The sequence below is a fragment of the bacterium genome, assembly GCA_040757115.1.
Classification (GTDB): Bacteria; UBA9089; CG2-30-40-21; order CG2-30-40-21; family SBAY01; genus JBFLXS01.
Window position 1 is genome coordinate 17,064 of sequence record JBFLYA010000004.1, and the last position, 23,024, is coordinate 40,087.

Consider the following 23,024-nt stretch of genomic DNA (forward strand, 5'->3'; position numbering starts at 1 on the left):
AAGATCAAGCGAAGCGTCTAAATCTGGGACTCCGTTAAAAAAAAGGAACTTATTTTTGCAAAAACTATAATGCGGGAACGAGCAGAACAACTTTTAAATTCCTATACATAAGAATAAATTCCCCATTTTTCCATTATTTCCCCTTTTCCCTTCATTACACTCTGAACGGTTACGACACCAGCACTTGACCACTCATATTCCCACGCTGATTCTACCATCTTTACCCTGACTGGATTTAATTCTACATACCTCACCGCTGATAAAAGATGCTGCCCATCCATCGGAAATGAGGCAAAACGCCCCTGCCATAAATATCCTCGCCACCCTTCGCGCAAGTTTATCATCCGGCTGTAGCGACGATGTGTCTCTCCTATGCCTCGAGCAAAACTTTCTTCTATCTTCGGTACCGCAATCAAATGAACATGATTCGGCATCAAACAATACGCCCAAATCTCTATACCACTTCGATTGCACCATTCTCCCCGCAATTCAATATAATATTCATAATCTTCTCGATAAAAGAAAACCTGTTGCCCCCGATTACCTCGCTGGGTAATGTGATGTGGTACCCCTAAAACAGCAACTCTTGCTATCCGTGCCATAAAAATATTATACCAAAATAACACATTACTGGCAACTTAAAATTTAGTATTGTGTCCCCGGAATTGTCGTTTATTTTTGAAAGAACTTGTAAAAGCATTCAATATCTGGTGAAAACTTGCCGATAAATATAATAGGTTCATCTCTTCTCCTCCCATTATAGATTTAAATTCTTTCTTATTATCTTTAATCGGCTGGAGAAGAGATTTTTTTAGCTCTTTCTGAAAAATGACGAAACTATAGTTGTTTATGTGATGAAATTTTAAAAGCACTGGCGGTAAAAGATGATCCTCAAACACAAATGACCACGGCTGAAGTCATGACCACCGCCATAGTAGCAACTACTTTCTTTGCTGGAAATATCCAAACAAGCATGGACTTTCTTAAAGAGTATCATTATCTTCCAAATATGCTTAGCAAAAGTCGTCTAAACCATCGCCTCCAGGCTATCCCTAAGGATATTTGGAAAAGTTTTCCACCTGTGCAATTAGAAATAAAGGGATAATATTTTGGGGACGCAACATCTTCCTTAATTTTCTACCTGCACAGGTCGAAAGTTTTTTCCAAATACTTGCCGAGATTAACAAAAGTTCAAGTTCCACTCAATCAAATGAATATATCATTAGCACTTATTAACCAAAAACTTTACTTAGAATGGATAAAAGTCGACAACTACCATAGTGAATTAGGGGGTAGCGTGAGATTGAAACGCAGACTAAAGTCTGCGACTACCAATTACTCCTTATTTCTATTTTCTCACCCAGCGCAAAAGTGTAGGTTTAGAAATACCTAATACTTCAAGTGCTTTATTCTTACTTCCTACTTTTTCTACAGTTCTCTTAGCTAAAGACCGCAGAGTCTCATTCCATAATGAATTTCCTTTATATACTTTGATTAAATTATCAATTACCTCATCAAAGGTATTTACCCGTGATGATAAAGATGCAGGAAAGCTACATATCTCAGCAGGGACATCTTCTACATCCAGATATTCACCCTTTCCTCGAATAATCATCCTCTGAATAATATTTTTCAGCTCCCGGATATTGCCAGGCCAATCATATTCTATCAACAAGTCTATCGCCTTTTGAGAAATACCTTTAAATTTTTTGGGAATTTCTCTCTCATATCTTTTAATAAAATAATCGGCCAGGGATGGAATATCATCCTTCCTTTCTCGTAAAGGAGGAACATAAATAGGGTAGACATTTAAGCGATAGAAAATATCTACACGGAACTCACCTTTAGATATAGCTTCCTCTAATTTCTTATTAGAGGCTGCAATAATTCGCACATCCACTTTTATTGGTTTTGTTCCACTAATCCGCTCGAACTCTTTATTTTCCAGCACTCTCAATAGCTTTGCCTGGAGAGGAAGACTCATATCACCTACTTCATCCAGGAATATTGTACCTCTGTCTGCCAGTTCAAACTTACCTGGTTTGCCTTTAGGGTCTGCACCTGCAATTCCAGATCTTGGGGCATAACCAAATAATTCGCTTTCCAATAGGGTTTCCGGTATCGCAGCACAGTTTACTACAATAAATGAGTTGTCTTTTCGGCGGCTATTCTCATAAATAAGTTTAGCTACAATCTCTTTACCTACTCCATTTTCTCCTCTGATCAAAACTGATGCATCAGTCGCGGCTACCTCATTTATATTATCCCTGACTTTCTTAATACCCTCACTATTTCCCACCATCTCATCAAAACTACTCTTAATCTTTTCTCTTAAGTATTTATTTTCATTAGCTATTTGGTATTGATCAAGCGCCTTCTGGACTCTAATCCTGATTTCATCTATAGAGAAGGGTTTAGTGATATAATCAAAAGCACCTTCTTTCATTGCATTTACTGCATTCTCAATAGTACCATAACCAGTAATTACAATCACCATCGTAGATGGATTTATCTCTTTTGCCCTCTTAACAACTTGTAAGCCACATTCTTCATCTAAAGGACCGTCTTCTTCACAAGGCATTTTCATATCAGTAATGATTAGATCAAATATCTCTTCTTTTATCTTTGTTACTGCTTCAGTCTCAGTAGCTGCCTCCTTCAGTTGATGTCCCATCTTCTGTAAAGTAATACAGATACTCTCACGAGCACTGCTTTCATCATCAACTACTAATATTTTACTCAAACTATTAAACCTCCTTAAAATTTTAACCTTTATCTTCTACCTTAAATGGAAGAAGAACAGTAAAACTTGTTCCCTTTCTCTCCTCTGATTCAAAGTATATCTCTCCTCCATGACTGGTAATAATCTTATGGACAATCGCCAGTCCTAACCCTGTTCCTATCCCATTTTTGGTAGTAAAGAAAGGTGTAAAAATTTTATCCTGGATACTTTTGGGTATCCCGGAACCTGTATCACTTATCACAACTTTAATATATGAGTCTTTCTCATCATCTAAACTCAATAGAGTAGTACTCACTTTAAGTGTGCCTCCATTAGACATTGCTTGAATAGAATTAAGAATAATGTTTAAGAATGCTCCCTTCATCTGATTATAATCAAGTTCAATTTTAGGCAAGTCAGGGGTTAACTCACGCTCAATTTTAATCTTAGTATTCTTCCCTGCCTCTGCAACTAATAGGGTGTTTTTTAAGAGGTTATTTACATCTGTTTGGATTAGTTCTAATGAGAGTGGTTTAGAGAAATCTTTCAATTGGGTAATTTTATTCGTTAAATTATTTACCTCAGATAAGATTTTTCTTGTATATCGGTGTTTTGAATCATCAGGATTTAACTCCTCACTTAAATTCTCTGTAAATAACCTGATTCCTACCAATGAGTTCCCAACTTCATGCCCAAACTTTGCCGCTATCATCCCTATATCTGCCAATCTTTCACTCAACCTTGTTCGTTCCTCTAATTCTGAAATTTGAGTTATATCATTAAATATTCCTATGGCACCAACTATATTACCTGCACCATCGCACAATAAGGATGTGTTTACCTCTAATAATATCTTTCTGCCAGCATTCTCCACTAAAGTAATCTTTTTATTTCTAATCTTTTTTCCATTCTTCAAAGTCTTTATTAATATTTCAACAACGGACTTTTTAGATTCCGGAAGCACTTCGGTTATAAATCTTTCTTCCACATCTTCACTAAGCCCTATTATTTCACAGGCCCTTTTATTAATGGTAGTTATTCTCCCATCAGCATCTATCGTTAGAAGCCCACCTTCCATATTCTCAATAATATTCTCAGTTTCTTTCTTTAGATACCCGGCTAATTGTTCGCTTACTTTATCTTTCTGCCTTACAATATATCCACTTGTTATTGCAATAATATAGAGAACCAATATTCTGTCAATCACCAGAGAAGAAGCAAATGTTTTACTTATATCTTGTGAAGAAAAAAAACTCTTACTCTCCAGGGTTCCTGTATAATCCAGGAAGATTAATAATCCGTAAAGGATGGAGAAAATAGTAGCAATTATAACACTTGCAGGTAAGGATAATACTATACTGGTAACTATTACTGTAATAAAAGAGGCTAAATAAAAGGGGCTTTGAACACCATCAGTATAATGGATAGTCAAGAGATGAACCAGAATATCAACTAATAAGGTGCAAAAACAGACCTCCCTTAACCACTTTTTCCTTTTAACCAGAGCTATTGCTGTCAAATTTGAGAGAATGGTAACACCTGTACCTATAAAATATGCGGCCCATGGAATGGTCTGTTTCTCTATCATTACTGTAAGCCATACAACTACATTAACTGCCACGATCATAGTCCATCTTATGTTTATTAACAGCCATGCTTTTTTATCCATTTATCTTCACCGTTGCCTTCTTTTGGTCAATTACCCTCTGCCAAACTCGCAATGTTGTAAAACAAAGTATCGCAATACCAGGATATCCAATGATAACTTCATAGGGAATTCCAAGAGGCGAAATAGGAAAGACAATCGCATGGTAGTCCCACATATTCCAGGCCTTATAGCATAGTGTTTCATGAATACTACCGATAATACACATTGAGCCAGCATCACAGAGTAATAATAAAGGATCAAAAGGATTTATTTGAGGCTCCCCTTTTACCCCTCTATAAAACTCTTCTGAAACTACCTGGGAGAGAACCATTACAAAGAGCCAGCCGAAGAGTATTGATAGCGGAAGATCACGCCAGATTGGCATTGGACATTTGTATGTCCAGCACTGTTCTGTAAGAATCTCCCAACCAATTGCAAAGATAAGAACAGGTATCACCATTACCGGAATATTATATCTTTTTAGTAAAGAAATAACACTTACACATATAAGAAATTCCAGATAGATGATGAATTCACCATCAATAAGATAGCCCAAATTCCAGTAATATACTACTACCCCAATAAACGCCCCGAGTATCCCCCATCTCACCTCCCATTTATCTCCTTTAATAAACAGAGAAAGCACAAACAAAAATGCAATTCCAATAAAAAGGTATGTGTGTGACTGTAACATTTTTCATTCACCTCTTTTAAAATTTATATTGGCAGTCAATGATGTAGGTATCACTACCCCACCCATATTCTACTCCATTCAATGTTTCTGTATCACAATTGTGGAGATAGCAGATATCACACATCCATGAGTCCCTTTCATATCCCACCCCTAAAGAAATATATTTCTTATCTACATCTATAATCTTCGCAAAATCTACTCCTTTGGTTGGGACAGGAGATGGATCGCTAAAAGCTCCTATGCGTAGTGCCCATTGCTCATTAGCCCTGAACTCAAGCCCAATCCTCAGTCGATCAGTATTGTCCCAATTTGACCTCTTAGGCTCAACATCCTTTAGAAGTAAAGTACCCGTTCCTGGATCAATCTCAAAATCCACATCTTCTTTCATATCTACCCAATATGTCCTTACCCACTCTCCTGTAATAGTGAGTTTAGGGTTTATTCTGTATGCTATTCCCATACCAAGGGTTGCCGGATAAACAAACTTTTGGGTATAATCACTCTTCTCCACAACTGAAATCAAAAGTGGTGGAGGGGTAGTACTGGTTCCAATAGGGGATTGAATTTCAGCCGAACCAGCCAGGCTAAGAATAGAACCACTTCGATATACTCCACCAATTCTAATGTTTGCTCCCGGCTCGAACAATAGACCTAAAATCCCCTCTACCCCCATACCATTACCTCTCATATTGGAGTCAAAAATATAGTTATATAAAGCAGGAAGGGTAGGATGAGAATATTCCTTTTTAGCTTTAATTTCAAGACTTCCATAAACTAAGTTCAATCCTGTCCCGATTGAAAGCTCAGGCAGGAGTTTTTTAGACAGAGAGATATTGGACACAAGAATAAACAACTTATTAAAGTAGGAACCATAAATATCAGCATTAGAAGAGGCATCCTTCATTCTATCCTCCCACTCAAAGGCATAAGCATTTGGGGTGTATAAACCAGCACCAATAGTAAAGTTGTTATTACGCTGGTATCCTCCTACACCAATCAGATAATCATCTCCCCTAACTTTCTCCTTATTAAACCTGGAAGGTTCGGTGGGATAGGCAAATCCAAAAGGACCATCTGTCCCATTTGCTATCGAATTCTTATCTGTAAATTTTATTATGGGATACCCAATACTTATTCCTGCTTTCCTTTTATGAAGAGTAGCTAATCCGGCAGGATTCCAGTAGATAGCTGTCCAATCATCAGCCAGACCAATAAAGGCACCACCCATACTTACAGCCCTTGCTCCTAATCCACAGAACTCATAGCCACCAGCATGAAGCACAGGAATAGCTGCCATTATCCAAAATATCCCCCATATTACTACTAAACCTCTTTTCCTCATTTATAACCTCCCTCCACCATCTTCTATATATCTGGCAATACATTTAATTTCCTCTATAGTATAACATGTTGCTGGGGCAGAATAATCCCTTTTTACTATAAAGGTAGCGACCTCCCTTGCTGGCCAGGGTCTCTTCACTGTCTGAATTTCCCAGGAGCCATCTCCTTTTATCTTTGCAAAGGTAAATCCTTCTCCTCCATCTGCATAAGGATGGATGTACCATTTATCGGTTTTAACATACACCACCACCTTATACTGGCTGTATTGGCTCTTATCTAAACCAAATACCCTTCCACGAATATAACTATCTGGCACTATCTCATCTATTTTTATCGACACCTCTTCTTCTTCAATAACTTTTAGTGACAGATAATCCCAGAATAGCCATCTACCAGAATTTGGAGGACTTGCATTCTCTAAGATGAGTGTATTTGTACCGGATTTTGTCTTCGCGTTATCTATTTTGATCTCATGCGTCTTCTCTTTATCCAGGATACTCTTAGAGGTAGAAAATTTGTATACACCAAGCGATTGTGGTTTTTCACCATTAGCCAGGGTAATTACTCTTATTGAAAAATCATCTCCAGCTCCACCACAGGTGTCAAGGATTAGGGCTAAATCTTTATCTGCCTGTTCCTCAGTAAGAGAATAGTGAATATAGATTGGGGTTCGTTCTCCATCATTTATCTCTTTAGGGAATTCATCCGGCGGGTCCCCTCCATTATAATGCCAGGGGAAAGGACCAGGGAATTTTGGTAATTGATTAAACTCCCCAAAGCTATTATCATCCTTACCAATTTCCCAGATTAAGGGAGATAATGGAGGAAGAATCTCAGAAAATAACTGACTTCCTAAACAATCAATCTTCTCAGGAATATTTTTATCTTGTTCTTCAAAGGTAATAATCTTAGATGTTCTTATAGTAAGCTCTATCATATTTATGAGTCTCACAATCACTATTATTTGCTTATTCAACTTTGTAATCTTGCCTGTGGCATAAAAATTTGCCCCTAATCCTTTCAACTCTATTATAGTTTTAGAATCTATTATCCCTTTCATCTCTTCATTAAATGCTATCACATCCAAAATCTCTGGTATGCTTTCTCTTTCAATAATTTCTATTCTATCTCCTCCATACTTCTTAAACGCAGTGGTTAATAAATCAGGGATTGCCCACTGCTCAACTTCTTTAACCCCTGAGATATTTTTAAATTCTGGGGCTACCAGTATCCGAATCTGGTCTCCTTGAGCAGAGGATGGGACTGAGCAGCTAAAGAACAAGATAGCCGCTGCACATAAAACAGTAAATCTTTCTTTTGATATATTTAATCTACACATCTTAACACACCTCCTATAATATTTTTGTAGGGACAACCTGACAGAGGTGCTACCTCCTTGTAGTTGTCCATTGGTTCAAATTTCGGCTTAAATCCTTTCACCTCCTTGCATCTAAAACTCTCCTCAAAGTTTTTACTTCTTGTTCAGCTTCTTCAATAGTTTCCGGTCCTAATTCCGGTTGAACACCATGACTGACCAGTATATCTTTCATCTGTTCTGCACTTACTCCAGCAATAATAGCTGCCTTACCTACAGAGATTCCTCAAGGAAGATCAAACAATCCTTCAATAGTTTGGGGACAGTCTTTAGCTTCAGTATTTCCATGAATAACTAAAATCCCTTTTCCTTCTTCTACTAATAGTTCCTGGTGAGGCAAAAAGCCACATTTTTCATAGATCACCTCAGGAATGTGCACCTTTTGTCCCTCTCCTTTTTCCAGAATTAATCTCTCCATAAATTGACACTTCCTTTGCTATTTGGAATACTTTGGATAGTGTTATTCAAACCAGGCCGTTACTTTTAAATCCTTTATTTCACCTGACCCAAAGACAAATCCTAAAAATTCTCCTTTTTTAGTCGGGAGCATTCTTTATAATCTCCTGTTTTGTTTCTGTATAGATAACATTCTCTCTCCAGTTCCTTTCTGTCCGTAATTTCTCGATCAGTTCTAACACATCATCATAGTTTAACAAACTTAACAAGAACAAGGTAATGAGGAAGAATGTGCTATAATAGGTAAGAATTTTATCCCCAATACGCTTAATTGCCTTCAGGTCATCTGTAATTAGAGGAAGTTCTTTATCTCTTGCCAAATTATAGCACTCATTATCTACTGGGTCTAAGTACCGGATATTTTCTTTCAATCTTACCTCTTCTATAATAAAATTTTCTTGATAAGTAAGAATTTTTTTAGCTATCCTGCCTAATCTATCCTCATACCTTGTAAAATCTTCCAATTCTCCTATTACACCTTTAGGGACTACAATTTCAGCAATAGAAAGGACTGGCTCAATCATCTCTATTAACCCTAAGGAGATTAAAGCTGATGTATCAATGATAAACCTATCTTTTGTGAATTTGCTTTTTGAGTTTTTCTGCATATCTAATTCCACCTTTAACACTCCTTTTTGCAATTGTCTTTAAATCTTCTACCTCTTTGACAAACTCATCTCCTAACAGGCTCTGTAGACCATCTTTTGTAATAATTCCTTTGAGGTAAAGATTACACACCTCCGAGAGTAATCTATCTTTTTCATAGTGAATTAAATTAGTTAACGCTGTAGTTGTCCATCTATCAGGAGTCGAATCATTCAGTTTAGAGATAATAGTTATATCTCTTAATATCTCCTTTGGAACTTTAATTTCTAATTCTGTTACTTCCATTTTGCAACACCTCCTTTTCTTCATTGAAATCTCCACTTCCGTATCCTCCAAGTGCTCTGGATATTAATGAGCCAGAAGGAAGATCAAACAATCCTTCAATAGTTTGGGGACAGTCTTTAGCTTCAGTATTTCCATGAATAACTAAAATCCCTTTTCCTTCTTCTACTAATACTTCCTGGTGAGACAAAAAGCCACATTTTTCATAGATCACCTCAGGAATGTGCACCTTTTGTCCCTCTCCTTTTTCCAGAATTAATCTCTCCATAAATTGATACTTCCTTTGCTATTTGGAATACTTTGGATAGTGTTATTCAAACCAGGCCGTTACTTTTAAGTCCTTTATTTCACCTGGACCAAAGACAAATCCTACCTTTCGTAAAACTCCGTTAGAAACTACTTTTTCCGGAATCTTGTAACTAAATGTTCCATCAGCTTTGTAAATAAATTCCGGATCATCCGCCCGTACATTTCCATCCTCACAGTGTAGTCCAAAATCTTCAACTCCAACTATTATCTTAAGCATCTTATTCATATTGAAGAATTCAGACTTATTGCTTCCTTCGATCCTGACGGTTAGAGTTCTTCTTTCTCCTATCTCAAAATAACCAGCTTTTGTATATCCTCTATAACTACTACTCAACCCATTTGCAACAAAGTAACTTCCATCTGGAGATGGTTGTATTTTTATGTTTCCAAATGGATAGAATCCTACACATCTTATTGGAACTGGTTTTGCTTTTTCATCAATTATAAGTGACAGATAATCCCAGAATAGCCATCTACCAGAATTTGGAGGACTTGCATTCTCTAAGATGAGTGTATTTGTACCGGATTTTGTCTTCGCGTTATCTATTTTGATCTCATGCCTCTTCTCTTTATCCAGGATACTCTTAGAGGTAGAAAATTTGTATACACCAAGCGATTGTGGTTTTTCACCATTAGCCAGGGTAATTACTCTTATTGAAAAATCATCTCCAGCTCCACCACAGGCGTCAAGGATTAGGGCTAAATCTTTATCTGCCTGTTCCTCAGTAAGAGAATAGTGAATATAGATTGGGGTTCGTTCTCCATCATTTATCTCTTTAGGGAATTCATCCGGTGGGTTCCCTCCATTATAATGCCAGGGGAAAGGACCAGGGAATTTTGGTAATTGATTAAACTCCCCAAAGCTATTATCATCCTTACCAATTTCCCAGATTAAGGGAGATAATGGAGGAAGAATCTCATAAATTAACTGACTTCCTAAACAATCAATCTTCTCAGGAATATTTTTATCTTCTTCTTCAAAGGTAATAATCTTAGATGTTCTTATAGTAAGCTCTATCATATTTATGAGTCTCACAATCACTATTATTTGCTTATTCAACTTTGTAATCTTGCCTGTGGCATAAAAATTTGCCCCTAATCCCCTCAACTCTGTTACAGTTTTAGAATCCACTATTCCTCTCATCTCTTCTTCAAATGCTATCACATCCAAAATCTCTGGTATGCTTTCTCTTTCAATAATTTCTATTCTATCTTCTCCATACTTCTTAAACGCAGTGGTTAATAAATCAGGGATTGCCAACTGCTCAATTTCTTTAACCCCTGAGATATTTTTAAATTCTGGGGCTACCAGTATCCGAATCTGGTCTCCTTGAGCAGAGAATGGGACTGAGCAGCTAAAGAACAAGATAGCCGCTGCACATAAAACAGTAAATCTACCTTTTGATATACTTGAACTAAACATTTTAAAGCACCTCCTATAATATATATTTTTGTAGGGACAGCCTGTCAGCTGATGTATCAATGATAAATCTATCTTTCGTGAATTTGTTTTAACCTTCTTTGTTCTAACCTTCTTTCTAAATTATTCTGTCCCCTATCTATTGCTTTATGAAGTATATCCAAAAATAACTGACTTGCTAATAATTTAAACTGACCTGCTAATAATTTAAATTGTGTCGTAATATCCTGTCCATTAATCTTCATAGTTCTGCATGTGTCTATAGTAAGTTCTGGGATATATACAATCTTTGCAATCACTATTATTTGTTCTCCTAACCTTATAATTTTGCCAGTGGTATAATAATTCGCTCCTAATCCCTTCAACTCTGGTATAGTTGTAGAATCTATTACCCCGCTCATTTCTTCACTAAAAGCTATCTCATTTAAAATTTTTGTTATGTTCTCTCTTCCAACAATGCTAATCATCTCTCCTCCATACTCCATAAAACCCTCAATTAATAAATCAGGAATATTTCTTACCAGCTTATCAAGTTCTTCAGTCTCTGTACCATGTTCAAATTCTGGTGTTACCAGCATTCGGATATTAATTAACGTTCGGATATCAATCTCTTGAGCAACACTAACCCGTGAAATCAAACAGCTAAAGAATAAAAGAACTACTATCCATAAACCGCAAAACTTACTTTTTGATGTGTTTGAACTATGCATTTTAAACTACCTCCTCCTACTTAAAAGATTCTATCTTTCTTTCTTACCTTTGCTTTTGTCCTCTTCGGGATGTCTAAATGTGAATTCCACTCCATCCTCGGTTATCTTAATTTTTCCTCCTACTCTCACTATCACTATCACTAACCCAAGGATTATCACATACATTAATATTAATAATAACCCAACTGGATGTTTTTCAGTATCTTGGGAAGATTTCCCCTTTTCGTCCTGATGAAAACTTTGGTCTGTTGTAGGAACAATTAGTTTTATTTCATTCTCTCCTTTTTCCAATTTTTCCAAGTAATATTGAAAGTGGAAACAAATATCCTCACCCTCCTCTGTTAGAATCTCTTCTTCCTTCTGAACCATAATATAGAGACAATATCTATCATAATTCTTACCTATACACTCCTCAAAGTATTTTTGCATTTTAGTCCTTTTGACAAATGTATAGCCAGTTGCATCAGTTGGAGGTAAGGGATAAATATAACTTATATCTCTTTCCTGGATATCCCAATACCCTATTTTAACTTTGGCATTTGGAATTGAGAATTCCCGACCATTAACTGATTTAACTATCCGTATTCCTATAATATCCTCCATGGAAATGATATAAAATAACATTATAGCCATGACTACATTAAGAATTATAGAAATTATAAGGAGATATACTACTAAAAATTGTTTTTTCAAATTTTTACCTCTGTTAAATATCGTTGAATCTGGTCAATCACTAAGGATTTAGTATCCAAGATAGAAAATCGTCTCCATCTTTTGAGAGAGATTATCTGGATAGTACATAACACGGGGTATACCAATTGATCCTGTCCCCTTCTTCTATTCTTTTGATATCTTCCATCTCCTTATACCCTTCTTTTTTCAATATCAGAGTATGTCTTCCTGAAGAAATACTTAGTGTCGTGGGGGTTATTCCTCTAAAGTATTCTCTATCTGGCTCTGAGCACCTCAAATATATCTTAGCTCCTGGTGGATCTGAAGTAACGGTGAGATTATACCTTTCATTTAAAGGTGTTAGTGGTGCACTAATACCTTCTGGGGCTTCACCCTCTGTGATAGTAATTTCCTTTCTCCAAACTTCATAACTATCTTTAGCTATCTCTATTAAATGTATTCCTACAGAGACATTTATAGATTTAGGTGTCTTGCCCTTCATTTCTCCATCTAAATATATTTCAGCCCCCGGCGGTATAGAGCTAATAGTTAGAGTCTGCTCTGTTGGTGGGCTTGGTGTTGTTGATGGCTCTGATGGTTGCGGAGGTGGTGTAGGAGAAGGTATCTCTTTTCGTATTTTCACTGCTAATGTCCCTATCTTAGACTTATATGGTATATGTTGCAGGGTAGTATATGCATCCTTTATTTCTCCTTTAATCATTATGGCTGCAACTTCAAATTCTTCACCATCTCTTGGAGGATACCCTTCGCCACCTAAGTATACTTCTTTAATCTCCCACTCTTTTGCAGGGACAATCCCTGGCTTTTGGGTTTGCCAGGTCTCCCATCCTACAGAGCGGTTAACTATAAATATCCTCCAGTCCCGAAATTTCTCCACATCTCCTTTTATCTCTCCTTTAATGGGAATACTTATTGTTTTTTCTCTTGAAAGAATTTTACTCGGAAGGTCTGTTATGGTCAATTCTACTGGCCGAACATACATTATTACAGGAATAATTATACCTATTGAAATACATAGTGTTATACAGATTCTCCAGACCATTTCGAGCATTCTACCCTTTTCCCTTTTTTCTTTAATAGTAATCATTGCTGCTATGGCTGCTGGAATTGCAAGAATAGTACGAATAATGCCAATAATTATTTCCATCCTTTCACCTCATATATCAATCTATCACATTCTTACAAAAAAGTCAAGAATTATTCATTTTTTATAAGAGGGACCTGGTTATGAGGAATACCATTGAAACCATCAAATGACATAACATAGATGTCTTTCTCTTTACAGCCTCGTTGGAGGAAATATTGTTTCCAGAAGTCATGGATACAGTTCTCTTTTTCGGGTGGTTTAACTACACCAGCCGGATAGACCAGCCAAACTTTTACCGTGTGAAAGATATTTTGCTCTTCGGCTATGGGAAGTGGAAGATGTGTGAAAGATTTTGATTCTGGTTCCTGCTGGTATAAGTCATCAGGTTGCCATTGATGCATGTCACCAACAACAATAATAAATTTTTCTTTCATATCCTTATGTTCTTGAAGATATCGGAACCGTTTTGAAATATAATTTAGTGCACCTAAATATGCGCTAAATCCTCCCTCAGCTGGATGTAATTCCTGAATCTTTTCTCTATACTCTTTTACGACCTTTTCAACTGTTACCCATCGCTCCTTTAAACCTTTCTTCCATTCTTGTGGCAGGTCTTTTCCCTCTATCAGGCATTTAAGAACATTCTGAGGTACTGGAGGTAGTTTTTTAGATTGTTGGTTTTTGAAGATTGAGTTGTTGAATTCATCGAATGTTGATGTGCCGATAGTGTAACAAAATATCTGGTCACCTGGTCCCAGAGGAGCGAAGTCAATATATTCCAAATTATGCAGTTCAGGGAAAATATGGTCTATAATAAGGTACTTTGCCTTATCCAAAAATGGTGCTATTCCGTCCATTGAGGCAGTTGTGTCAATCAAAATATAAATCTCACGGGCATAAATCTCCTGACCTTGTTGAAGAGGTGGATGAGTTCCTCGCCAGAAGAGCCATAAAACGCTTCCTACTATACCAACTGGAAGCAAGATTGCAAATAAGGTTACAATTATTTTTTGTATTTTTTTCATTTCCTTTTCCTCCTTAATTTTTATTAAAGAACTGAAGAACGATAGAATATGAATTTCATGACTTAAGACGAATCTCAGAAATATTCTAATTTACTACTTTAAAAAATTATAAAAAATCTGTGTTCATCCGTCTAAATCTGTGTCATCTGTGTTCTATTCTTACAGCTATTTTTAGATGGAATAGCTTTGAACAGCTTTTCTAAAAGACGAAATATCTTTGCCAAAATATAAGTTGGTGCAATCAAGATAGCATAGACGAAAACCCAGGTAATGAAATCAAAAGTTAGGTGGGTAGCCCAAAAGAACCCCAGGGTCTCTATTCCCGCGATAAAGGCGGCCGCTGCACCCAATGCAAAAGGTATCAAAGATTTCTCCTGGGCAATATCTGTGTAAAATTGATAATACAGGATTGCCTGGAAACCCCATAGACATATAGTTACCAGGAAAAGCATAAAAATAAGGGAGGCGAAAAAGAAGTAATATGCAAGAGACTTATCTTTAATACCCGTTGATTGGGGGGTATCTTGTATATCCCCAGTATATTGAATGGTTATGTGGAAAAGCATACCTGCCAGTCCTATAAAAATGATTAGAAGCAACGCTAAACTACGACTTTCCCTAACAGGTAAACCAAGCACTTCTTGAAGGACATGAGTGTAGATTGGGAAATAACTGACTATCCCAAAGAGCATTAATCCAAGAATGATGAGTCCCACAACTGACTTTACAGCATGAGGTTTTGGTACAGATTGAATCTGCATACGAATCCCACCATTTGTTAATCCTAATTCTTTATTCATTATTTATCACCTCTCTTTTACCATAAATTGACTCAAAAGTCTCTGCTAAATACCCTGATAGAATGGAAGGTATCTGAAAGAAATATTCCAATATAGCGAGCACCAGGAGTGATAGCAAAGCAATAATTATCCAGAAGAGCCATGATTTCCAACTATTGCTCTCTCCTTTTTTACTTACAGATACTTGAAGCTTATTGATTCCTGTTTTAGTTTTTTCAGATACATTCACTCCATATATAGTTGGAGAGGCTTCCAGGGTGTAGTTTCTCCACCAGGAGTATGGTCCGTATTTTCCCGGAAGCATCCCTTTTGTAACAATAGCGATGATTTCATATTCCTTCAGGGTGTCTTCTTCTTTTTTATTTTCTCCCTGAAAGATGGCATTTGGCACTTCCCATGTGTTTTCACGCACGAGTGCAGGACCATAGAAACTCCAAATTCCTCTCCCCCTCTTATGAATTCCTACCCATATCTGTGTGCCATTTGGTAGATTCTCCACTTTCCCTTCAATATATCCATTATTTGGCACCTGTATCTTACGACCAGGATGTACTTTTATTCCTGCAATTCGGGAAATAGAAAGTGTAATCTGGGATATTGGATTTTTTCTCTTACCAGTTATCTTTATGATCAGAGAAGGAGAAACCGCAAGAGCACTTTGTCTCAACAAATCGTAGCCAACTACACCAAGAGGTAGAGTTGCGTTAGATACAACACAGATTAGTTCAAAACAATTTGTTTTATTATTGCCCATTGATATGGAATTCAAACCTTTTAGAGTCCATGTGCCGTTACATACAAAAGCCGGTCCATCCTGAACTATCCATTCTCTGGTATCCAGGGGAGATAAGATAGTCCATAAAGATGCTCCCTGAGGAAGGTATTTAACTGTTCCTTCTATTTCTATTATATCCTCCAGAAACGGTAATTCGAGAAATCTGTCTACATTTACTACATATGCATCTACTATATCAGCCGGGCTCCTTCCATAAAAAGTTTGTTCTCTTCGTTCAATTCGCTTGATTCGTTCGATGGTAACCTTTGGAATTCTTTCAGGATCATCCAACAATGGCAATTTTTTAACAAACACATGAATTTTAGGAGAAGATACAATAAAACTTTCTCTCCATGTCGGACGATTAACAGTACCAGTATCCAATAGCTCTTTAGAAACAATAGCGAATATATCAAAATCTGTCCAGGTAGGATTTGCTTGATCCGCAATGAGAATTCCCTTCATTTCCCATTTAACACCATTTACCTCAGCAGGGCCAAAGATTCTCCATTTATCTGTTCCTGGAGCATGAACAATTATGTATATAAAAGTTTCTCCAGATTGTGGGCTATGAGGAAGTCTTACTGTGCCAGCTACCCCAGCCGCAGGTGGTATAACTGCGGGGTCTTCTGGAGTAACACATTGACCATTGATAGTGGAAATCCAAATACCATGAATATCTTCTGATAAGACTTCCCGTGCAGGTATTGTTACATTAACAGGCGCAGAGATAGCATTAGCTTTCTTTTTCCATTCATCAGCATAAACTTCATTGCTCGATAGGCTCTCCCCTTCCTTTAACACTATGGCACGGAGTGTGACATTCCTTCCTTGATAAGCTCCCTCACCTAACCGAACTCCAGGAAGCGTCCATATTCCTTTATCATCTTCCCTTGCATGACTGTAGCAACGCCAGAGATGTGTTCCCTGAGCATTTACCAGCACCCAAATTCTTGAGCCTTCTTCACAATCCCATACATCAATCTTTACATCTACTCCTCCAGCCTCATCAAGGGTATCCAGAATAATATCACTTTTATCTTCAACCTTAATGTTTGCAACCGATACAATAGAGATAGATATAGGTTCTGAAGTTGGTATCGCGGTATCCTGTCCCCAGACCATGGAGTATAAGGTAAGAAATATTCCTATCCAGTAAACAAAATGTTGAATTACCTGCAAAATAACCGCCTCCTTCAAAGGGATTTTTATTTAAAACGATCCTCCAGTATAATATACACCTCACGGGAGAGAGCAATAACATTTTCATCATTTGGCTGTTCAACCTCTCCTCTGGAAACTGCGGCTATAACCATAAGGTGTTGGTCAGCATTTCCAAAATTGACAGGGGGTAACTTCCAATAATAATCACCTACTCGGCTTGCTCTTCCCTTCAGTATCCATGTTCCTTCTCCATTACTGAGTTTAATAAATACCCACATTATATAATCCCTTGGAACAGCATGACCATCAGTCATTTCAATTGTTCCTTCTATACTGTTAACTTTACATACCCGATATTCTTTTTTACCATCTACTGGTTTATCATCAATCATAGTAATGACAATATTTATCCTATCTACTCGTATCACTTTGACTTCAGGTGATAGAGCAAGTATTGAGTCTTGTTTATATTTCTCCCATAGAGAGGGAAGGACATGTCCCTCTGGTAACCGTTCTTTTGACACAATGCTATATACTAAAAATTTCTTTCCTGTATCAACGAGTCCCTCACGACCAAAGTAGCCAATCCCTTTCCAAATTTTACCTTCTCCTTTACCTATATCGGACATAATCCAGCGGTCAGAGCCCTCTACAGGCTGGACGACTACCTGCACAAATGCATCTTTTGTTTTACATACCTCACCACTCAGAGTTTCCTTGTGTGCTACCGGGATAAATTTCCCTGGTATATAAGGCTGTTCTGCTACAGATTGTTCCCCTATGTAGTCAATCCGTATATGTGACACTATTGATTGAGTACCCTCTATTGGATTGCGTACCGCATCCACCTGGTTAGAAAGTGCAACAGAATATCTCTGTAATGTATCGTAGTCTATTACACCTTCCCGTATAAGTTTATTTTTAGAGACTACGAGAGTAACTATCTTAAACCGCTTCCCATAATCTGACTTTTTCCCAAACCGAAACCTTGCTATTTTCCAATTACCTTCTCTTTCAGGTCCAGTTACTACTTCTTGCACTCTCCATGCCTCATTCCCTTCTTGCTGTATAGCAACTTGAACCTTCATATTTACTGATTCATTACTATTAAGGTTGAATATCTTACCTCTTATATCTTCAATATGACTCACTGAGATTTCTCCTGGGTCTATTTCCTTCTGACCGATTGAGGAAATCTCTATCCTGAGCTGAGCAAGAACGATAACTGGCAGTAAGAAGATTAACAGCCACCCCAGAATGATAGAATAAGCTATCTTCTTCATCAAATACCTCCATCTTTATTACCTTATCTATAAAACTGTTTTTTACTGAAATATATAGCAATTTTCATGCCAACTTTAATCCAAATTCAATTAACTTCATCTATTACATACAGTTAGTTCCCTTTTCCCTTATGTCTAACTTCTTCTCAAATATCTTTTGTGTATCCAAAAACTTCTTTTCTAACTATACATTTTAGTAAGTATAGTGAACTACTTTAAAATTAAGTTGATAAATTTCATTATCACCTTAATCCTTTCTTCTATCAAAGAAGGAAGGGAAAATAAATATGTCTCCCTTTCCTTTGGGTAAAAATAGTTGGGATGAGAAAGTATTTCACCTTCCCTTCACCATATTTTATAGCAAAAAACATGCTAACATACGAGAAATTAGTTAAGAAGGTTCTTAGATGGTTTAATTTCAATAGGTTATAAATTACAGGCTAAGTGAGGATACTTTTTCCTTCTTGCTCTAAAAAGTAACGATTTGTTACCACTATGAGAAAGATTCGTTACTATCCCAGGGGCTCTACTTTAACTGATGTTTCCAAAGGAGGGAGGGACAGTAGATTCGCTCCGATAAGGTTGTGTTGTCCTTATCCTTATCGCTCCTATGAGCTCCTCCGACTGCTTATAAAACACCTTGCTACTTCTTATCGTTACCCACAAGTCCAAATATAGTTAATTGACAATTATCAATTAGCCATTATCAATTCACAATTAATATTTGATGTTGACAAAATTAACAAATAATGGTCAATTGTTAATTGTAAATTGTCAATTGTTAATTATTGGGGGCTGCATATCTCTGTTATTTCGCAGTACTTCCCCTCAAAAATCTTCCCTTTCAAGATGTAGGTAACGATAAATTGCTACTTCGGGTTTCCCCTTATAAGTAAGCTGAGCATGTCCCACCAGTCCTGAAGAGTAAAAAATCTTCGCACAAAAACTCTTTGTAATAATCCAATTTTTTATCCCTCCAAAATTTTTTAAAAAAATATTTGTATTTTTACACTTTTTATGGTATAATCATAATATATACTATTATGATTTATTAGACTTCTGCAAAATGAGAATTTTTGCTTTATTTGTCATTCATGCGTTCTTTATGTCATTCCTGCGGAAGCAGGAATCCAGAGGTACAAAGAATGGATTCCCCCTGATTAAGCCTATTCTCCCTGAATTTAGCTTCACATATATTATCAATGTAAAGGAAATAAAGAAGGATTGGGTAGAAGAATATAAGATAGAGCCTGTATTAATAGAGACATTTGTAGATAGAGAGCGATTTAGTGGAGTTTGTTATCGAGCGGCTAATTTTGAATATATTGGTGAGACAAAGGGGCGTGGTAGGCAAGATTGTAAACATGAGCATAAGGTGTCAGTGAAAGGGATATATCTTTATGCATTATGTAAGGATTTTCAAAGGTTGTTATGTGGAGGGCAGGTATTAGAGAGAGAAGAGGCGAGTGTGTCTGAAGATTGGGCAGAGGAGGAATTTAGGAAGGCACGATTAAGAGATTTGAGATTGAAGAAGCGGTTGATGAAGATAGCGAGGGATTTTTATGCCAATCCCCAGGGGAATATACCCCTTAACAAAACTGGGGCGTGAAGTTCCGGATGTGTCCTGTAGCGTATTTTTCGAGGAGGCAGAATGAAAGGTATTAGTTGCATATAAGACCCAAAATCCACATCCACCAGTAACTCCACCGAGTTTAAGAGAAGCGGTTCGGATGGTAGCAAGTTTGGGAGGGTTTTTAGGGCGTAAAAGTGATGGTGAACCTGGAACAAAAACACTATGGTTTGGTCTTCAACGTCTTGATGATATCACTGCTATATGGAAAATTTGTAATCTGATATGTACTTCTATTCCACCTTAGTTTTGTCCAGCAAAAGATGTGGGTAAAGATCAGGCTGGGGGATGGGGCATTCCCTTTGGGAAAGGAGGTTCCCCCAATGGGAGCTGGGGCAAAGCCCCAGAACATCTTCCTTAATTTTCTAATTGCACAGGTGGAAATTTTTCAATCGCTAATTCTAATTCCTTTTTTATCTCCGGGTCATTTTCTTCAACTACCCATTTCTTAAATTCGTTAATGACTGTTTCTTTCCGTAATTCACCTAATCCATAGATAGCGGCTAATTGCAATTTTTTATTATTACCTTTAGCCATTTTTAATAAAGGGTCAATGACTTCATCGAATTTTAAGTTAGCCAGTGCCACTGCCGCGGCGATACGCATATTTTCATCCTCTGTTTCATCGGTTAATATCTTTTTCAGTGGAGCAATTACCTTTTTAGTTTCCATTTTAGATAAAAGTTGGGCTAAGACAAATCTAAGTTTCCAATCCTTATTTTTATCTACCAATACCTCAATTATCATTGGTGCCGCGGGTTTACCCACAAATCGTAGGTAGGATATTTGAGGTTTTCCAATAGTAAATATTTGATTGATATCATTTGTGGAATTACAGGCTTTTTCTAATAATCCAATCTCACGCCAGATTTCCTTTTTTATATCATCCCTAATTTCCTGTTTTTCTGTCCTTTTAAAGGTATGACTAATCCACAGAAACATAGTGATTAAAATTATGGCAAAGATAAGAATTCTTACAAGTGGATTTTGTGGCTTTTCCATCTAAAACTTCACCTTTGTTGCAAATGATGAGGTTTGGGATTTATTCCCAATGTTATCATAGACTTTTTGATAGATATAACTTAAAGATATGTTTTTTGATAACTCAAAATTTATTTTTTCTGTAAGCGTACTATTCGGCGCATTAAAATCAAGCAAGTGATACCCTTTTTGCCTTCTTTCATGGTCATAACAGAAGAGAACAGAGATGTTTTGTTTAATAATAAGTTGAAACAACTCTTTTTTTAAGAGTAATTCCAGATGTAATCTTGGGGCTATTGTTTCTTTCAGGTCTTCATATCCTGAAGAGAGCAAGATTAATCTGGCTATATCCAGATTAGCACCTGAATACCATCCTGTCTGGCTTTCTGCCTGCTGGATGCTGGAAGTCCCATTTCTTCTTACTTCATATAACGGATTAAATAGAGCCGGGACAAAATTAGAATCTAAGTCTCTAAATTCTGTTTTATAACCCAGGATAGTATTAACTGAAACAAGGTTTAATTTTCCTCCCAATCCTACAGATAATCCATCACCAAAACCAGATATTTTCGCATAATCTGTGTAAAAACCTAAAACCTTCTCATAAATTGGCAACTCAAAATCTAATCCATAAACACTCAAATTATCTTTGTCCCCAACTTGAGGTTTTGTGTCATTAACATAGGTTGCTCCAATAATAATTTTGCAAAGTAAAGGATTATTTAGATTTTTTAATGGTAAAAAGTAAATTCTACCTCCATAAAGTCGTGGGTCAGTAATATCATTAATCAATGTTTCTACGCCACCGTTTTTAAAATTAATATCTATATTTGCCCCGAGAAAATTTTTGCTTGTATCTGTTCCTTGATTAGAATATCTATCCACAATGAACCCATGTCCTAATGTTGCTTCTGATAATTTTCCCAGATAAATGTATAGCGGACTGTCTTCCTTATTTGCCCAACGAATATAATGGACGATATTACCCACTTCATCCCAATCTTCCTCCCGAAAGCCATCTTCCTCATTCCACCGACACAATAGATTTAATCCAATTCCAAATTTACCCCGCTTAAATTCAGGATGGAAAACTATTTCATTATAATAATCTCCATCAATCATTCTGACGCCAATTACACCAGCCCACCGCCATTCTTTTTGTTTGCCTTCACCATAACAAATTAGTGGAAAAAAGAATAAAGAAATAATCATTGACAACCAAATAAATTTTTTATAATTCATTTTATCTTCCTCCATTGAAGTTGGTAATTGGTAATTGGTAATTGGTAATTAAATATCGTTTGGATGAGTTCACGACGAAGCCATTCAACCAATTACCAGTTACCAGATTTTACTCATGATATTCCCGTATGACCTTTACGGCTATTCCACCACGGATATTCCAGACTACCTCGATTTTTGCCCATTTAGGTTGGACTATGGTAACAAAATCATCAAGTATTTTATTGGTAGCGTGTTCTTGAAATATTCCAATGTTCCGATAGCCCGTAAGATAAAGTTTCAATGCCTTTTGCTCTACCAGAAATTTATTAGGTTTATACGCAATTGTCAAGGTCGCAAAATCTGGCAGACCTGTCCTGGGACAAACAGTAGTCAATTCATCGGTGCTTAATTCCACAATGTAATCTCTATCCGTATATTGATTTTCCACCACCTCTAATTCAGGTGTAATTTTCAAACCCCGTATTTTATCCTGTTTTCCTTCATAACCTGTTTTTGCCATATTATTTTATTTCCTCCGTTGTAACGGTTCACCGCAGAGACGCAGAGAAAAAATTAAAATCTATTGGTAACTATTCAGCCACAGATGAACACAGATGAAACACTGAGAATTCGTGAATCGCGTCCGTAATCAAGCTGAAGGTTTTTGCTCCTGTTGTCCTCTGCCTTCTGCCCTCTGCCCTCTGCCCTCTGTATTTATCCGTGCTAATCCGTGTTAATCCGTGGCTGAATAGTTACTTTATTTCTATGTCTTCTCTGTTTCTCTGCGTCTCTGCGGTAA

At 36.9% G+C, this 23,024-nt stretch carries 23 protein-coding genes and 1 pseudogene; 3 read left to right on the forward strand and 21 right to left on the reverse strand.

Translation table 11 applies throughout. The annotated features are described in order from the left end of the window. Window positions 1-101: 101 nt before the first annotated feature. Entirely contained in the window at window positions 102-602 is a 501-nt protein-coding gene (locus AB1422_00555; GenBank protein MEW6617838.1) for a transposase, read from the reverse strand. A gap of 299 nt (window positions 603-901) precedes the next feature. On the opposite strand from AB1422_00555, the gene AB1422_00560 reads away from it, so the two are divergent. After that, complete coding sequence (locus tag AB1422_00560; protein ID MEW6617839.1) at window positions 902-1,105, forward strand: hypothetical protein; 204 nt, start codon at window positions 902-904, stop codon at window positions 1,103-1,105. A 243-nt stretch (window positions 1,106-1,348) separates the two neighbouring features. Here AB1422_00560 and AB1422_00565 read toward each other — a convergent pair whose 3' ends face one another. From AB1422_00565 to AB1422_00645, 17 genes are all read right to left on the reverse strand, one after another. After that, window positions 1,349-2,743, reverse strand: a complete 1,395-nt coding sequence (locus tag AB1422_00565) for a sigma-54 dependent transcriptional regulator (GenBank protein MEW6617840.1) — start codon at window positions 2,741-2,743, stop codon at window positions 1,349-1,351. A 22-nt stretch (window positions 2,744-2,765) separates the two neighbouring features. Continuing rightward, on the reverse strand, window positions 2,766-4,391 hold the full coding sequence (locus tag AB1422_00570) for an ATP-binding protein (GenBank protein MEW6617841.1): 1,626 nt from the start codon (window positions 4,389-4,391) through the stop codon (window positions 2,766-2,768). Beyond that, a complete protein-coding gene (locus AB1422_00575) occupies window positions 4,384-5,064 on the reverse strand; it encodes a hypothetical protein (GenBank protein ID MEW6617842.1) in 681 nt (226 codons plus the stop codon). Before AB1422_00575 ends, AB1422_00570 begins: the two co-directional genes overlap by 8 nt. A gap of 16 nt (window positions 5,065-5,080) precedes the next feature. Beyond that, the gene (locus AB1422_00580) at window positions 5,081-6,406 is read right to left on the reverse strand and encodes an outer membrane protein transport protein (protein MEW6617843.1); all 1,326 of its coding nucleotides are present in this window, start codon (window positions 6,404-6,406) and stop codon (window positions 5,081-5,083) included. Further along, a complete protein-coding gene (locus tag AB1422_00585) occupies window positions 6,407-7,744 on the reverse strand; it encodes a hypothetical protein (protein ID MEW6617844.1) in 1,338 nt (445 codons plus the stop codon). A 262-nt stretch (window positions 7,745-8,006) separates the two neighbouring features. After that, window positions 8,007-8,198, reverse strand: a complete 192-nt coding sequence (locus tag AB1422_00590) for a hypothetical protein (protein MEW6617845.1) — start codon at window positions 8,196-8,198, stop codon at window positions 8,007-8,009. Between the two features lie 118 nt (window positions 8,199-8,316). Then, the gene (locus AB1422_00595; protein MEW6617846.1) at window positions 8,317-8,844 is read right to left on the reverse strand and encodes a hypothetical protein; all 528 of its coding nucleotides are present in this window, start codon (window positions 8,842-8,844) and stop codon (window positions 8,317-8,319) included. Continuing rightward, window positions 8,807-9,127: a hypothetical protein gene (locus AB1422_00600; protein MEW6617847.1), complete on the reverse strand. Its 321-nt coding sequence runs from the start codon at window positions 9,125-9,127 to the stop codon at window positions 8,807-8,809. The genes AB1422_00595 and AB1422_00600 overlap by 38 nt, the downstream gene beginning before the upstream one ends. Further along, entirely contained in the window at window positions 9,102-9,392 is a 291-nt protein-coding gene (locus AB1422_00605) for a hypothetical protein (GenBank protein MEW6617848.1), read from the reverse strand. Before AB1422_00605 ends, AB1422_00600 begins: the two co-directional genes overlap by 26 nt. 42 nt (window positions 9,393-9,434) lie before the next feature. Further along, on the reverse strand, window positions 9,435-10,856 hold the full coding sequence (locus tag AB1422_00610; GenBank protein ID MEW6617849.1) for a hypothetical protein: 1,422 nt from the start codon (window positions 10,854-10,856) through the stop codon (window positions 9,435-9,437). A 68-nt stretch (window positions 10,857-10,924) separates the two neighbouring features. Further along, complete coding sequence (locus tag AB1422_00615; protein ID MEW6617850.1) at window positions 10,925-11,563, reverse strand: hypothetical protein; 639 nt, start codon at window positions 11,561-11,563, stop codon at window positions 10,925-10,927. Window positions 11,564-11,593: 30 nt separating this feature from the next. Next, window positions 11,594-12,256, reverse strand: coding sequence for a hypothetical protein (locus tag AB1422_00620; protein ID MEW6617851.1), 663 nt, complete (start codon window positions 12,254-12,256; stop codon window positions 11,594-11,596). A gap of 91 nt (window positions 12,257-12,347) precedes the next feature. Further along, window positions 12,348-13,403 carry a PEGA domain-containing protein gene (locus AB1422_00625; protein MEW6617852.1) on the reverse strand — a complete coding sequence of 352 codons (1,056 nt, stop codon included), beginning with the start codon at window positions 13,401-13,403 and terminating at the stop codon, window positions 12,348-12,350. A gap of 50 nt (window positions 13,404-13,453) precedes the next feature. Next, on the reverse strand, window positions 13,454-14,368 hold the full coding sequence (locus AB1422_00630; GenBank protein MEW6617853.1) for a hypothetical protein: 915 nt from the start codon (window positions 14,366-14,368) through the stop codon (window positions 13,454-13,456). Window positions 14,369-14,499: 131 nt separating this feature from the next. After that, complete coding sequence (locus AB1422_00635; protein MEW6617854.1) at window positions 14,500-15,168, reverse strand: hypothetical protein; 669 nt, start codon at window positions 15,166-15,168, stop codon at window positions 14,500-14,502. Next, on the reverse strand, window positions 15,161-17,125 hold the full coding sequence (locus AB1422_00640; protein MEW6617855.1) for a hypothetical protein: 1,965 nt from the start codon (window positions 17,123-17,125) through the stop codon (window positions 15,161-15,163). Before AB1422_00640 ends, AB1422_00635 begins: the two co-directional genes overlap by 8 nt. A gap of 26 nt (window positions 17,126-17,151) precedes the next feature. Then, window positions 17,152-18,390, reverse strand: a complete 1,239-nt coding sequence (locus AB1422_00645) for a hypothetical protein (GenBank protein ID MEW6617856.1) — start codon at window positions 18,388-18,390, stop codon at window positions 17,152-17,154. A gap of 1,066 nt (window positions 18,391-19,456) precedes the next feature. On the opposite strand from AB1422_00645, the gene AB1422_00650 reads away from it, so the two are divergent. Beyond that, entirely contained in the window at window positions 19,457-19,999 is a 543-nt protein-coding gene (locus AB1422_00650; protein ID MEW6617857.1) for a transposase DNA-binding-containing protein, read from the forward strand. 79 nt (window positions 20,000-20,078) lie between these two features. Then, window positions 20,079-20,267 (forward strand): annotated as a pseudogene (locus AB1422_00655) (IS4 family transposase). A gap of 110 nt (window positions 20,268-20,377) precedes the next feature. Here AB1422_00655 and AB1422_00660 read toward each other — a convergent pair. The 3 genes from AB1422_00660 to queF form a co-directional block, all read right to left on the reverse strand. Continuing rightward, on the reverse strand, window positions 20,378-21,022 hold the full coding sequence (locus AB1422_00660; GenBank protein MEW6617858.1) for a HEAT repeat domain-containing protein: 645 nt from the start codon (window positions 21,020-21,022) through the stop codon (window positions 20,378-20,380). Then, entirely contained in the window at window positions 21,023-22,243 is a 1,221-nt protein-coding gene (locus tag AB1422_00665; GenBank protein MEW6617859.1) for a hypothetical protein, read from the reverse strand. It lies immediately after the preceding gene. Between the two features lie 109 nt (window positions 22,244-22,352). Next, a complete protein-coding gene (gene queF, locus AB1422_00670; GenBank protein MEW6617860.1) occupies window positions 22,353-22,745 on the reverse strand; it encodes a preQ(1) synthase in 393 nt (130 codons plus the stop codon). Between the last annotated feature and the right edge of the window lie 279 nt (window positions 22,746-23,024).

Bases quoted from the DNA above. Each gene is read 5' to 3' on its own strand.
- AB1422_00555 (MEW6617838.1), bottom strand. From the start codon at position 602: ATGGCACGGATAGCAAGAGTTGCTGTTTTAGGGGTACCACATCACATT.
- AB1422_00560 (MEW6617839.1), top strand. From the start codon at position 902: ATGACCACGGCTGAAGTCATGACCACCGCCATAGTAGCAACTACTTTC.
- AB1422_00570 (MEW6617841.1), bottom strand. From the start codon at position 4,391: ATGGATAAAAAAGCATGGCTGTTAATAAACATAAGATGGACTATGATC.
- AB1422_00575 (MEW6617842.1), bottom strand. From the start codon at position 5,064: ATGTTACAGTCACACACATACCTTTTTATTGGAATTGCATTTTTGTTT.
- AB1422_00580 (MEW6617843.1), bottom strand. From the start codon at position 6,406: ATGAGGAAAAGAGGTTTAGTAGTAATATGGGGGATATTTTGGATAATG.
- AB1422_00585 (MEW6617844.1), bottom strand. From the start codon at position 7,744: ATGTGTAGATTAAATATATCAAAAGAAAGATTTACTGTTTTATGTGCA.
- AB1422_00590 (MEW6617845.1), bottom strand. From the start codon at position 8,198: ATGGAGAGATTAATTCTGGAAAAAGGAGAGGGACAAAAGGTGCACATT.
- AB1422_00595 (MEW6617846.1), bottom strand. From the start codon at position 8,844: ATGCAGAAAAACTCAAAAAGCAAATTCACAAAAGATAGGTTTATCATT.
- AB1422_00600 (MEW6617847.1), bottom strand. From the start codon at position 9,127: ATGGAAGTAACAGAATTAGAAATTAAAGTTCCAAAGGAGATATTAAGA.
- AB1422_00605 (MEW6617848.1), bottom strand. From the start codon at position 9,392: ATGGAGAGATTAATTCTGGAAAAAGGAGAGGGACAAAAGGTGCACATT.
- AB1422_00610 (MEW6617849.1), bottom strand. From the start codon at position 10,856: ATGTTTAGTTCAAGTATATCAAAAGGTAGATTTACTGTTTTATGTGCA.
- AB1422_00615 (MEW6617850.1), bottom strand. From the start codon at position 11,563: ATGCATAGTTCAAACACATCAAAAAGTAAGTTTTGCGGTTTATGGATA.
- AB1422_00625 (MEW6617852.1), bottom strand. From the start codon at position 13,403: ATGGAAATAATTATTGGCATTATTCGTACTATTCTTGCAATTCCAGCA.
- AB1422_00630 (MEW6617853.1), bottom strand. From the start codon at position 14,368: ATGAAAAAAATACAAAAAATAATTGTAACCTTATTTGCAATCTTGCTT.
- AB1422_00635 (MEW6617854.1), bottom strand. From the start codon at position 15,168: ATGAATAAAGAATTAGGATTAACAAATGGTGGGATTCGTATGCAGATT.
- AB1422_00645 (MEW6617856.1), bottom strand. From the start codon at position 18,390: ATGAAGAAGATAGCTTATTCTATCATTCTGGGGTGGCTGTTAATCTTC.
- AB1422_00650 (MEW6617857.1), top strand. From the start codon at position 19,457: ATGAGAATTTTTGCTTTATTTGTCATTCATGCGTTCTTTATGTCATTC.
- AB1422_00660 (MEW6617858.1), bottom strand. From the start codon at position 21,022: ATGGAAAAGCCACAAAATCCACTTGTAAGAATTCTTATCTTTGCCATA.
- AB1422_00665 (MEW6617859.1), bottom strand. From the start codon at position 22,243: ATGAATTATAAAAAATTTATTTGGTTGTCAATGATTATTTCTTTATTC.
- queF (MEW6617860.1), bottom strand. From the start codon at position 22,745: ATGGCAAAAACAGGTTATGAAGGAAAACAGGATAAAATACGGGGTTTG.